This is a genomic window from Nocardiopsis sp. LDBS1602, from assembly GCF_035818715.1.
In the GTDB taxonomy this organism is placed as follows: domain Bacteria; phylum Actinomycetota; class Actinomycetes; order Streptosporangiales; family Streptosporangiaceae; genus Nocardiopsis; species Nocardiopsis alba.
In genome coordinates, this window is the sequence record NZ_JAYLVW010000002.1 from 627,178 (window position 1) to 640,338 (window position 13,161).

General features: G+C 70.5%; 8 protein-coding genes. 4 read left to right on the forward strand and 4 right to left on the reverse strand.

Annotation, left to right across the window (positions count from 1 at the left end; translation table 11 throughout):
- Nucleotides 1-51 precede the first annotated feature (51 nt).
- The gene (locus U9J66_RS10915; RefSeq protein WP_326337707.1) at nucleotides 52-1,725 is read right to left on the reverse strand and encodes a glycosyltransferase family 4 protein; all 1,674 of its coding nucleotides are present in this window, start codon (nucleotides 1,723-1,725) and stop codon (nucleotides 52-54) included.
- 284 nt (nucleotides 1,726-2,009) lie between these two features.
- Here U9J66_RS10915 and wecB point away from each other — a divergent pair, with 284 nt between their 5' ends.
- From wecB to U9J66_RS10930, 3 genes are all read left to right on the forward strand, one after another.
- Nucleotides 2,010-3,119, forward strand: a complete 1,110-nt coding sequence (gene wecB, locus U9J66_RS10920; protein ID WP_014912035.1) for a non-hydrolyzing UDP-N-acetylglucosamine 2-epimerase — start codon at nucleotides 2,010-2,012, stop codon at nucleotides 3,117-3,119.
- Between the two features lie 177 nt (nucleotides 3,120-3,296).
- Nucleotides 3,297-5,048, forward strand: coding sequence for a hypothetical protein (locus U9J66_RS10925; RefSeq protein ID WP_326337623.1), 1,752 nt, complete (start codon nucleotides 3,297-3,299; stop codon nucleotides 5,046-5,048).
- 166 nt (nucleotides 5,049-5,214) lie between these two features.
- A complete protein-coding gene (locus tag U9J66_RS10930) occupies nucleotides 5,215-7,407 on the forward strand; it encodes a glycosyltransferase (RefSeq protein WP_326337708.1) in 2,193 nt (730 codons plus the stop codon).
- Between the two features lie 414 nt (nucleotides 7,408-7,821).
- Here the strand turns inward: U9J66_RS10930 and U9J66_RS10935 are convergent, their stop codons facing one another.
- The 3 genes from U9J66_RS10935 to U9J66_RS10945 form a co-directional block, all read right to left on the reverse strand.
- Entirely contained in the window at nucleotides 7,822-9,108 is a 1,287-nt protein-coding gene (locus tag U9J66_RS10935) for a sensor histidine kinase (protein WP_161110588.1), read from the reverse strand.
- Nucleotides 9,109-9,172: 64 nt separating this feature from the next.
- Nucleotides 9,173-9,841, reverse strand: coding sequence for a response regulator transcription factor (locus tag U9J66_RS10940; protein ID WP_014911258.1), 669 nt, complete (start codon nucleotides 9,839-9,841; stop codon nucleotides 9,173-9,175).
- Nucleotides 9,842-10,106: 265 nt separating this feature from the next.
- A complete protein-coding gene (locus tag U9J66_RS10945; RefSeq protein WP_326337624.1) occupies nucleotides 10,107-12,254 on the reverse strand; it encodes a bifunctional metallophosphatase/5'-nucleotidase in 2,148 nt (715 codons plus the stop codon).
- A 324-nt stretch (nucleotides 12,255-12,578) separates the two neighbouring features.
- Here U9J66_RS10945 and U9J66_RS10950 point away from each other — a divergent pair, with 324 nt between their 5' ends.
- A complete protein-coding gene (locus tag U9J66_RS10950) occupies nucleotides 12,579-13,130 on the forward strand; it encodes a hypothetical protein (RefSeq protein ID WP_014909583.1) in 552 nt (183 codons plus the stop codon).
- Nucleotides 13,131-13,161: the final 31 nt, after the last annotated feature.

A 13,161-nucleotide genomic window follows, 5' to 3' on the forward strand; every position in this document is an offset into this window, starting at 1 on the left:
ACTGCCATTCGGAGTGATGGACGTCCGAGTGTAGGCAGCTGTTGTCCACGGTTACGGGATCTGGCCTGGTCCGGACATTTTTCGAATGAGAACCCGATACGCCTGGTTGTAGCGGTATGCGGCTTCAGTCCATGTGCGCTTCGCGCCTACACGGTCCTGACCTGCTCGTCCATAGGACGTCCGCTTTTGCCGACTGTAGGCGAGTTTTGTGATGACATCAGCTAGACGTGCCGATTCGCCCGCCGGAATTAACTCTCCTGTCACCCCTGGTTCCACGATCTCTCTAAGAGCAGGAAGATCACTGGCAACAACGGGAAGTCCTCCCGCCATGGCCTCCACGGGTTTCAAAGGCGTCACCAGACGGCAGACCCGTTCATCTCGGCGAGGGACGACGAACACGTCGAGCGCCGCGTGATGGTGACGGACCCGATCGGCCGGGACCCGCCCGGTGAAGTGCGCGGCGCCCTCAAGGCCGAGCCGGTCGGCCAGGGAGCGCAGGGCCGGCAGTTCGGGCCCGTCGCCGACGATCAGGGCGTGCGCCGACCCGCCCTGTTCGCGCAGGAGCGCCACCGCCTCCAAGAGCACGTCCAGCCCCTCGTACCCGAAGCAGCTCGTGGTGGTCCCCACCACGAACTCCTCGGCCCCGATGCCCAGGCCCTCGCGGACCTCGGAACCCGAGGGCAACGGGTCCAGGAAGGAGGCGTCGACGGCGTTGGGCACGACCAGCAGTCGCTCCGAGGGGACCCCGCGGTCCTCGATGTCGGCGCGCATGGCCTCGCCCAGGGTGACCACCAGATCGGCGGCGAGCATGCACTCGGTCTCACTGGCGCGTTCGGCCTTGTAGAAGGCGTCGTCCACGCTCCGGGAGGGATCCCTGGACAGCCACGACTCCTCCAGGAAGCCCCGCACCTCGTAGACCACGGGCAGGTCGTACCGGCGTCCCAGCTCCAGGGCCAGCCGCGCGTTGTGGTGGTTGCTCGCCGCGTGCAGGACGTCCGGGCGCACCTCCTCCACCAGCCGTGAGGCCAACCGCAGCCCGACCCGCAGCTCCTCGGCGGGATCGGCCGGAGCGGTCCAGGACAGCAGTCGGTGGTAGGTCACACCGTCGATCTCCACCCGGGTCCGCGGATCCGGAACGCCCTTGGTGAGCGGGTAGCCGACCCGGGTGACCACGTGCACGTTCATGCCCGCCTCACGCTGGGCCACCGCGATCTTGTGCGTGCGCTGGGTGTACCCGGCGTTGGTGTGCGGCAGGGCGTTGGTGACCAGGTGCAGGACCCGGGGGGTGTCCTCCGCGAGGGCCGGTCGCCGAGCGTTCACCGTGTCGTCAGGCCGCGTTGGCGCATCGCGGGTTAACGTGATCCCGTGACGGTCAGGCGAAACGGACATGGACGCGGGGACGGCACGTCCCGTGGCCAGGGCCGTCCGATGCTCGGCCGTACTCCGATGCGGACCCGGTGGGATGCGTTCCACGAGTTCACGGGCGGTCTCGGAATCGCCGGCGGCCAAGGCCGCGGTGACCAGGCGCCCCAGTCCTCGGGGAGAACGGCGGGGCGCCGCGGCCAGCAGCGCCTCTCGGGCCTCCTCGCGTCGACCCTGGTCCCACAGGGAGTAGGCGCGTGGCAGGGCACCCGAGCGGGCGGCCACGGCGCGAACCGGACCACGCAGCGGACCCGGCATCAACCGGGCGGCCAACAGCGGCAGCCGGGCGGGGTCGGACCGCATGTGGTTCCAGGCCAGCGACGCGGTGAAGGTCACCGCCCGGGGCCACAGGGTGCGCGGACGAGACGGTCGGGGTTCGGGAGTCTGGGTGTCTTGCACGGTCAGTCACACAACCACGTGGACGTGACCAGGTGGTGACACCACGGCGACATGGGCGGGACAGATGGGGCAAAGAAGCCCGCCACTCGAACGGATCGTCCCGTATGTTCCCGATGTCCAACTCGGAGTCGCCCCCTCCGAGCCACCGACACCACAGCCAACGTGAACACCAGCAGAAGGAAACAACCGTGGCAACGAGTGCCCCCCCAGGCAGTGAGGACACCGCGATCGCGCACGTGGTCGGCGCCCGTCCCAACTTCGTCAAGGCCGCCCCGGTCGTCTCCGCCCTGCGCGGTCGAGGCGCGCACCAGCGGGTCGTGCACACCGGACAGCACTACGACGACCGCATGTCCGCCGTCTTCTTCCGGGACCTGGGCCTGCCCACCCCCGACGTCGACCTCGGCGTCGGATCGGGCTCGCACGCCTCCCAGACCGCCGCGCTCATGGTCGGTCTGGAACGCGAGTTCGTCGAGAACCCGCCCGGAGCCGTGGTGGTCTACGGCGACGTCAACTCGACCGTCGCCGCGGCCCTGGTCGCCGCCAAGCTCGGCATCCCGGTCGCGCACGTCGAGGCGGGGCTGCGCTCCTTCGACGACACCATGCCGGAGGAGATCAACCGCAAGGTCACCGACCGGCTCAGCGACCTGTGCTTCGCGACCAGCCCGGAGGCCGTCGGCCACCTCGCCGGCGAGGGCATCGACCCGAGCCGCGTGCACCTCGTCGGCAACCCGATGATCGACACCCTTCTGGGCAACCTCGACCGCTTCGACGCCGACGCGCTGCGCGCACGACTCGATCTGCCCGAACGCTACGTGGCGGCCACCCTGCACCGGCCGGCCAACGTCGACGACCCCGACAGCGTCGCCCGCCTGACCGGACGCCTGCACGAGATCGCCGACATCGTCGACGTCGTCATGCCCGTGCACCCGCGCGGCAAGGCCTCCTTCGACCGGGCCGGTCTCGGCGACCACCCGCGTGTACGCCTCCTCGAACCGCTCGGCTACCTCGACTTCGTCGCCCTCACCCGGGGCGCCGAGGCCGTGGTCACCGACTCCGGCGGCGTCCAGGAGGAGACCACGATCCTCGGCGTCCCCTGCCTGACCCTGCGCCCCAACACCGAACGGCCGATCACCATCACCCACGGCACCAACCGGCTCGTCACCGAGGCCGACCTGCTCGCCACGCTCGACAAGGTCCTCGACGGCCACGTCGGCGAACGCCTCGGAGACACCCCGCCGCTGTGGGACGGACGGTCCGGTGAGCGCATCGCCTCGGTCCTCACGCAGTGGTCCAGGTGAGAGAAGCCATGCAGCCCTCCCACGCGCACCCCGGGGGTCCCGAACGGTCCGCCGTCCGGTCGACCCCGGGCCTTCGCACCCGTCCCGGCACACGTCGGACGGCGTTCCCGCCGAACCAGGGTGCCGCGCACCCGAGGGGCGACAGGGCCGTCCGACCCGAGCACAAGGTGGCAGACCGTGAAACGGCGTGAACAGAGCCAGACCGAACAGCTTCGGCAAGCCCTGGCCGAACGCGAGGCCCAGCTTCAGGAGGCCCAGGCCCGCCTGGCGGCGCTGGAAGGGTCCACCTCCCTCCAAGTGGGGCGGGCTCTCACCGCGGCGGCCAAACGACCGGGCCGCTCCCTGGTCCGCCTGCCGCGCGACCTCTACCGCCTATGGCGCCGCAGCGGTACCACCAACCACGCCGAACGCCGCCGGGTCGAACCGGTCCGCTCCTTCGACGCCGAACGCCAGGAGGCCCGCCTCCTCACCGGCCTCGGAGGAGGCGGCACCGACCGTCTGGTCGCCGCTACCGTCGTGGGACCCGAGGTCCAGAAGGCCATCGACCCCTATCTGAGCTCGGTGGTGCTGCGCCCGCACGACGCGCAGATCGTCATGGACGCCGTCGACGTCGACCTTCTCCTGGTCTCGTCCTCGGCCGCCGCCCCCGGTTCCTCGTGGGCGCACATGGGCGACCCGGCCGCCGTCGACCGCACCCGGGCCCTGCACTGGGTCCTGGAGTCCGCCGGCTCCCGAGGCATCCCCACCGTCCTCCTCGACGACGGGACCGCCCCGCCCGCACTGCGCAGGCTCGGCTTCGACCGCGTGTACAAGGGCGACGCCGGGGTGCCCCTGCACCTGTTCAACCCGGTCGCGGCCGAGCTCGCCCTCGGCCCCGAGGCGGTCTACGTCCGCACCGGCCCGGACACCGTCGTCCCCGACGTGCTCCTCGAACTCGGCGTGGGCGTGATCGACGTGGACTCGCCCGGACTGGCCGACGCCCTGCGCGCCGCGAACGTCGCGGTGATCCCCGAATCCACCCCCGGCGAGGCCGCCCTGCGGCGCCGGGCCTGGGCCTGCGGCACCCGGGTGGTCTCCCACCCGGCCGTCCCCGCCCCCGAGAGCGAGGACCTGACCGTCAGCGTTCCCCGACTGCGTTCGCTCGGCCCCACGCCGCGCGAGGTACGGACCATGCTCCGCCAGGTCTTCCTGGAGGAGGCCACCCCGATCCGCCTGGCCACGCTCCTGGAGGGCCTCGACTTCTCCGAGGGGACCCCCGGCACCGAACTCCCGCTCAGCGGGCGTGGCGTCGCGGTCCTGGCCGACCCGGGCTCCGCGGAGGAGGCCGATCGACTCGCCGAGGACCTGCTCTCCTCGCGCCTGCGACCGGCCGAGGTCGTCGTCCCCGACACCGCGGGCCGGCTACCCGGCCTTCAACGGCTGCGGGCGGAGGGCGTCACCGTCCTCACGGTCCACCTCTCGGCGCCCGACACCCCGGAGGAGCTGGAACGGGAGGCCGGCACCACCGGACCGGGCGGCCTGGCCCCCGGGCAGTGGGCCGCCCTGGCCGAACGCGCCACCAGACCTTGGGCCTACCTGTGGACCGGAACGATCGGCGGACACCGTCTGGTCGACCTCGTCTGCGCGGCCGAGTGCTCCGGCGCCGACGCCGTCGGGATCCCCGACACCGCCGAACACGGAACCGAACCGGACGAGGGCGGGGAACGCGGCTTCTTCGACCGGAACACCGGGGTCCGACAGTACGTGTTCGTCACCGGGATCGAGCCCGAGCTGGCCCGCACCGACCTGCTCCGGAAGTCCTGGCACCCACGAGAATGGAACCGGCGCGGCACCCGGCTCCTGGCCCTGGGACCGGACCACGGGACGGGGCCCGACGGCGACGACGAGGGTTCCACCCACGTCGACGCCTCCACGGGGGCCGTGGGTTGACCCCCGTCCGTTCGTCACCCGCCGCCACCCTCGACGGACGCCCGCGGCGCGGTGACTCCCGTCCGTCGCCCGGCGGCGACGGCTCCGGCGCGGCGAACTCTCCCGCATGGGCCACCCACCAGCATCCGAAGGGAAGAACGTGAGCACAGTTCCTCCGCGCGCACTCTTGTACGGCGACGTGGACCTCAACATCATCGACGGTTCGGCGATCTGGGCGCAGTCGATGGCCCAGGCCCTGGCCGCGGCAGGTTGCGAGGTCACCTTGCTGTTGAAGGCGCCGGTGCGCACCGACCGGCTCACGGCGCCCTTGGAGGAGGTCCCCGGGGTCCGACTGGTCCGTCCCTACGAGGACCGTATGCTCTCCGACCTCGGTCCCCGGGGGATCACCCCCGAGCAGGCCGTGGAGCTGGCGGGACGACTGCACGCCCGTAAGCCCTTCGACCTGGTGGTCGTCCGGGGCCGTCGGGTCGCCGGTCTGGCCGCCCAGGAGGAGGCCCTGTCCGGACGTCTGTGGACCTACCTCACCGACTTCCCGCACAGCGTCGACGAACTGACCGCCACGGCCACCGCCGAACTCACCGAGATCGCCCTGGCCTCCCGCTTCCTGCTCTGCCAGACCGAGGAACTGCGGGCGTTCCTGGAGACCACGGTCCCCGCCGCGTGCGGACGTTCGGTGCTCTTCCCCCCGGTCGTGGTGGTGCCCCCGGGCGTCTCCGCCGACGGACAGGTGCACGCCCGCACCCGCCTGACCTACACGGGCAAGTTCGCCCCGCGCTGGAACACCCTGGAGATGACCGGGCTGCCCGAGGAGCTCTCCCGTCTGGGAGTCGACTCGGAACTGGTGATGATCGGCGACAAGATCCACGCCGAACCCGCCGACTGGGCCAAACGGATGCGCAAGGCCCTGGAGGGCACGCCCAACGTGGACTGGCGCGGCGGTATGGCCCGCGCCGAGGCGCTGCGCCAGTCGGCCGAGTGCGACTTCGGGCTCTCCTGGCGCGACCCGGACATGGACGCGAGCCTGGAGCTGTCCACCAAGGTCCTGGAGCTGGGCGCGCTCGGCCTACCGGTGGTGCTCAACCGGACCCCCATGCACGAGGCCATGCTCGGTGAGGACTACCCGCTCTTCGCGGGGGAGGACACCGCCTCGGTGGCCGCCGTGATCGCCCGCGCCTACAACGACCGCGCCGTGTACGCCGACGCGGCGGAACGCTGCCGGACGGCCGCCGCCGACCACGCCCTGGAGCGGGCCGCCGAACGACTGCGCGGCCACCTGGCCGAGGCCCTGCCGGCCGCCCCCGAGGGCACCGACCCCGAGCTGCCGTTGAAGGTGGTCATCGCCGGCCACGACCTGAAGTTCTTCACCCGCCTCGCCGAGTACCTCGACTCGCTGCCCGGCCTGGACGTGCGCATCGACGAGTGGGAGGGACTGAGCACCCACGACCAGTACCGTTCCCGCGAACTCGCCGCCTGGGCGGACGTGGTCATCTGTGAGTGGTGCGGCCCCAACGCCCTCTTCTACGCCAAGTGGAAGCGGCCCGAGCAGCGCCTGATCGTCCGCCTGCACCGTTTCGAGCTGTACGCGGAGTGGCCGCGCCGCCTGGACGTGTCCAAGGTCGACGCCGTGGTGTGCGTGAGCCCCCACTACGCGGACCTGACCCGCGAGATCACCGGCTGGCCCGCCGAGAAGGTGGTGGTCCTGCCCAACTGGGTGGACGATCGCCAACTGGACCGTCCCAAGCTGGCGGGGGCCGAGTACTCGCTGGGCATGATCGGTATCGCGCCCTCCCGCAAACGCCTGGACCGAGGCCTGGACGTGCTCGCCGAGCTGCGACGTCTGGACCCGCGCTACACGATGTCGGTCAAGACCAAGCAGCCGTGGGAGTACTGGTGGATCTGGAACCGTCCTGAGGAGCGGACCTACTTCGAACGGGTCTACCGGAGGATCCAGCGCGACGAGTCGCTCGCCTCAGGGGTGATCTTCGACCCCTTCGGCCCCGACGTGGCCACCTGGCTGCGCCGGGTCGGTTTCATGCTCTCCACCAGCGACGACGAGTCCTTCCACCTGGCGCCCGCCGAGTGCGCGGCCTCCGGGGGAGTGCCGGCCCTGCTGCCGTGGCCCGGTTCGGACACCATCTACGACCCGCACTGGATCCACGACGATCCGGTGGCGATGGCCGAGGCGATCCACGCGACGGTCTCCGAAGGCCGGTTCGCCGAGGAGAGCGAACGCGCCCGCGCCGAGGTGACCTCGGTCTACGGCCTGGAGCGGGTGCGTTCCCTCTGGAGCGACCTGGTCGTCCAGGGCCGGCTTCCCGAACAGGCCCCCTCCACCGCCCACGCCACCACCGGAGGCTGACCCTCGCCCTCGTCCTCCTACCCCCACCCCTGGAGTCGGGGTGGGAGGTCGTGCGGCGGTCACACCCTGCTGTGGTCGGGGTGGGAGATCGGGTGCGGGTTACACCCTGCCTGGGTTAATGCCCGAAAGTGTTTGCTTTGCGCCTCCGCTGGCGCTTCGGGCCGTGTTCGGGCGCCAAGGGAGGCGGGAACCTTCGGCACCTACGGTGTGGCCACTCGTACCTCGCGACCCCACCTACGGCACCTCCAGAACCCCGCCGGCGCCCGAACCACACCCCCCCGTGGCGAGGTAGGAGACCGCGTACAGCGACCCCCTGGGGTACCGGAGGGTGCGGACTCCCACCTTCACCCCCTGGGGGTGGGACCGGTACCCGCCCTCCTACCTCGACCACCTGGGGTCGGCGGAGGCACACCCCTAGACAGGCCCCGTCATCTTCGACAGGCCGCCGGCTCCGGCGGGCAGGAAGAGCGCGAAGGTGGTGGGCCTGGTCTGGACGAGTTCGATGCGGGCGCCTTCGGATTCGGCGATGTGGCGGGCGAGCGCCAGGCCGAGGCCGGTGCCGCCGCCGCCGCTGACCTCGCGTTCGAAGATGCGTCCGGAGAGGTGTTCGGGTACGCCCTCACCTTCGTCGCTGACCTCTATGCGGACGGACTGTCCGGTGTCGAGGCGGCGGATGGTGACGGTCCCGGCGCCGTGTTTGTAGGCGTTCTCGACGAGGGTCGCCAGGATCTGGGCGAGGTCGGCGGGGACGGTCATGGCGGTCAGGCCGGGGTCGCCGGTCACCAGGAGCCTGCGTTGTTCCTGCTGGAAGACGGGGGACCATTCGGCCTGGAGATGGTTGAGGACGGGGTCGAGGGCGACGGCCTCGACCTCGGGGTTCTGGCTCTTGCGGGCGCGGCCGAGCAGGCTTTCGACGGTCTCGGTGAGGCGTTCGGCCTGGGCGAGGGCCGCTTCTCCCTCTTCGCGTACGACCTCGGGGTTGCGGGCCTCGGCGATGATCTCCTCCAACCGCATGGTGAGCGCGGTCAGCGGGGTGCGCAGTTGGTGGGAGGCGTCGGTGGCGAAGTGGCGTTCGGTGGCGATGAGGCCTGCGATGCGTTCGGCGCTGCGGTCCAGGACCTCGGCGACGCGGTCGGCCTCCGGTATGCCGTAGCGGTGGCCCCAGGGCGTGGTGACGCCGGAGCCGAGACGTTCGGCGGTGGCCGCCAGGTCGACCAGGGGCAGGGTGAGCCTGCGGGCCTGGACCATGGACAGACCGACGGCGACGCCGATGGCCAGCAGGGACAGTGAGGCGATGCCGAGCCAGGCCCGGATGACGCTCTCCCGAAGTGATTCGGAGTCGGTCCACACTTCGACGGTGGTGCCCGCCTCGGTGGTCGCCGAGCCCCGGATCAGCCCGGGGGAGTCCGCGGCGCGAGGATTGAGCCTCGGGTCTCCGGCCGTGAGCACGGTGGAACCGTCGGCGGTGGTGATCCGCACGTAACGGTCCTTGTACTCCCGGTCGATCGAGGTCAGGTCGACCTCGTCGTCCCGCTCGAGCATGTTGTCGATCTCGAAGCCGATCAGCTCCGCCTCGCCCTCGATCTGGCGGCTGTTCTCGTCGTGCACCAGTTTGTAGGTGAGCGCACCCAGCGGCAGTCCGAGCAGCATGACGGCGATGACGGTCACCACCAGGGTGGAGAAAACCATCCGCCTGCGCATGTCACCTCACGTCCGTCCGACCCGGGCGAGGTCGACCGGGGAACGCGTCGAACCCAAGGTCGTGTCAGTCTCGTTCGAACCGGAAGCCGACGCCCCTGACGGTCGTGATGTAGGACGGCTGGTTGGCGTCGTCGCCGAGTTTGCGGCGCAGCCACGAGATGTGCATGTCGAGGGTCTTGGTCGACCCCCACCAGTTGGTGTCCCACACCTCGCGCATGATCTGTTCCCTGGTGACCACCTTGCCCGCGTCGCGTACGAGGACGCGGAGCAGGTCGAACTCCTTGGTGGTGAGCTGGAGTTCACGGTCGCCGAGCCAGGCTCTACGAGAGTCGTTGTCGATGCGGACCCCGTGGACGACGGGGACCTCGGCTCCTCCGCGACGCAGCAGGGCGCGGACGCGGGCGAGGAGCTCGGCGAGCCGGAAGGGCTTGGTGACGTAGTCGTCGGCGCCGGCGTCCAGGCCGACGACGGTGTCGACCTCGTCGGCGCGGGCGGTGAGGATGAGGATCGGCGTTCCGTGTCCTTCGGCGCGGAGACGACGTGCCACCTCCAGACCGTCCATCTCGGGCAGGCCGAGGTCCAGGACCATGAGGTCGATGTCTCCGGCGCGGGCGCGGTCGAGTGTCTCAACGCCGTTGACGGTCACGTCCACCGTGTAGCCCTCGCGGCGTAGCGCACGCGCGAGAGGCTCGGAGATCGAGACATCGTCTTCGGCCAGCAAAACGCAGGTCATGGAGCCGATCGTAGGTCCAGGGTGGCGCATTTCCCTATTATGCGCGCCGGATGGCCCAAGGTTGACCGAAAATACGCTAATCACATAACGGTCAAATAGGTTAATCGGCTACGTAGATTCTTTTCTTTGGACTTTCTTGGTGTGGTCGGGGAGGAACTCCGATGACGAAGAGTACCGCGCGCACGAAAAGAAGCACGGAACACGGAAAGGGGCCGACGCCCGTCATGGACGTCGGCCCCTCGATCCCGGATCACCGGATCCTCGTTCAGCCCCTGCGGGGCACGACCTCGAAGGTCAGCGGACCCGCCAACACCTCACCGGTGTCGGTCAGCAGGTAGGCCCGATGCTCGCCCGTGCCCAGCCCGCGGGTGTTCGTCACGGCACGGCCCTCGGACTTGTGGGCCTTGATCTCCGCGAAGGGGGCGTCGACCCCCGGCTCGTCACCGCCGCGGAAGATCGCCACGACGTTCCCGGCGTCCGGGGCGTCGGTCGTGTAGCGCAGGTGCATCGCGATGCCGTCGCGGACCGGGGTCCGGTCCAGCTCCAGCGTGGAGGAGGGATCGCCGCCCTCGCCTCCATCGTCACCGGGGACGGTGGCCTCGTCGCCCACCACGATGCGGCCGGAACCGCCCTCGGGGTAGTCCTCGGCGCCGATCCGGCCCTCCAGGGTCTCGGTGACGAACAGCTCCAGGGCGCCCTGGTAGTTGGAGCCCACCACGGTGTAGTCGGCGCCGCGGAACGGGTACATGTCGCCGCCCCGCGCGGAGAAGTCGTTGGTGGCGATGGTGATGGGGTCGCCCTCCACGACCTCGCCGTCCTCGACCAGCACGGTCCCGTCGTGCAGGATCACGTTGCGCACGCGCTCGCCCGGGGTGAGGACGGTGCCCTCCTCGTCGACCACCTGCGCGGTACGCTCGGGGTCGTAGGCGAAGTTGACCCCGCCGACCTGCATGAACCCGCCGTTGGCCGCCGGCGCGGCCACCACGCTCTGCTCCAACAGTTCCTTGACCTGGGAGCGGGGGATGTCCGGGACCACCGCGACCTGGTTGGCGAACGGGGCGATGGAGTAGGTGTCCAGCACGGTGATCGGACCGGACGGGATGAGCGACGCGTTGCGGATGCCGCCACCGTTCTGGATACCGATCTGCGGCTCGGGAACCCCGTACTCGGCGGCGTTGCGCGCGCCTGTGTCCAGCAGGGCGTCGGCCATCAGGTTCCCCAGGTTGGTCTCCTGGGTGCGCACGCCGGGGGACTGGCGGCCTTCGAGGTCGACCTCGCTCTGAGCGATCTCGGTCTCGGCGAGTTCGTTCACGTGGTCGGCCACGGGGCCGGAGACGCGCTCCTCGATCTCCGGGTGCGGGGTGACGGAGCCGTCCACCACGACCGGACCGGAACGGTCGCCGACGGAGACCAGGTTCCCCTCGGCGTCGAAGTTGATGACGAGACGGCCCACGTACTTGTAGTTGGAGCCGGCCGTCACGATCGGGACGTCGACCCCGTCGGGGTTCTGGGCCACCAGCGGATAGGTGAGCGGCTCACCGGTCCCGGGGTGGGTGTTCACCGAGTCGCCGGGCACGAGGACGTCGTCCTCGGAGCCCATCACCTCGTGGCCGCCGCCCGCGACGATGGCGTCGACGTCGGTCAGCTCACGGGCGACCCGCTCCTCGTAGGTGATGTTCTGGAGGTGGGAGATCATGATGATCTTGTCCACCCCCTCCTCGGTGAGGCGGTCGACCTCGGCCTGCACCGGGCCGACGACCTCGTCCACGACCACGTCTCGGGAGCTGGTGATGGTGGCCAGCGGCGGGTAGAGGGCGCCGACGATGCCCACCTGCTCGCCATTGGCGTCCACGACGGTGCTCGGGGCGATCCTGCCGGAGGCCTCGTGCGCGGCCAGCCCGGGCTCGGCGGACACGTCCACGTTGGCGGCGACCACGGTGGTGTCCTCGGACAGTTCACCGATGAAGTCGGCGTACAGGTCGGGGCCGAAGTCGAACTCATGGTTGCCCATGGAGATCGCGTCGTAGCCGACGTAGGAGGCGCCGATCGCGTCGTAGAAGGGGGCGTCCTCCTCCAGGGAGGCGGCGAGCTCCGGGCCGGGCAGGTACATGTCACCGGAGTTGACGGTGACCACGCCGCGGTTCTCGGACTCGCCGGCCTCGGCGTCGACGCCGGCGTTCTCGTCCTCGCGCAGCTCTTGGACGAGGGTGCCGAACCGGGCGGCCCCGCCGTAGTCCGGATCGGCGGGGGCACCCAGCAGCGCCGACTCGGGGTCGTTCGCGTGCAGGACGGTGAGGGTGAAGGCCGCCTCGTCGGAGGCGTTCATGGGTTCGGCCGCGGCGGCCGGCGCTAGGGGCACCACCAGCGCGCCGCTCAGGAACAGTGCGCCGGAGGCACGCACGAGTCTGGACATGTCCGCTGTTACTCCTTCGGGGGATCGTGCGGGGGAACTGTCGGGGGCACCGCCGGGGTGAACGGGGGCGGAGCCTGTTCACCCTAGGCGTGGTCGGGTGTTGAGGCACGGACCAGGGGGTTACGATTTGCAGAATCTCCCGGCGTTCGAAGGACGACCGCCCCGCACGGGTCGTCCGAGGTCACCGTCCGCCGCGGCCGGTCGCCCCGGGTGACCGGACCGGGGCGCGATCCCGTACCGATCGTCGGGAGCCCGTGGCCGTCGCACCGGCGCGCCTCTACCATGGTGGGGACCGTCGGCTCGCTCATCCCTCGGAGGACGTCCGTGTTTTCCTCTGGCCAGGACCCGTACGACCCGAATCGGGGCGGGGTCCCCTCGCCGCGCGGGATGTCGGACTTCAACGCACGCTTCGAGGCCATGGGCCCCGACGCCCCCATGCCCGCGAAGGTCGTGACGACCCGCATGCTGATGTACATCGGCGGCGCGTGCGGTGTCCTGCTCTCCCTCATCTTCCTGCTGCCCCTGGCGTTCCCGACCGACATGATGGCCCAGGCCCTGGACGAGCAGACCGCCCTCATGGCCGAGGAGGGGGTGGAGATGGTCATGGACGTCGAGACGATGCGCGCCCTGATGGCCGTCTACGCGCTCGTCACCGGCCTGTACGGCGTGGCCTCCCTCATGCTGGGTCGGCGGCTGGCCCGCCGGACCGTCGGCGCTTACTGGGGCGTCGTGGTGTTCCAGGGGCTGGCCGGCCTGTTCCTGCTGTGGAACGTCCTCGGCGGCGGGCTCCTCATGCTCGTCCCGCTGGGCTTCACCTGCTGGATGCTGGCCAACATGTTCTCCAAGGAGGGGCGCGCCCACTACGGGCTCCTCTGACGTCGTCCCGATCGTCGTCGACCTCTGGCAC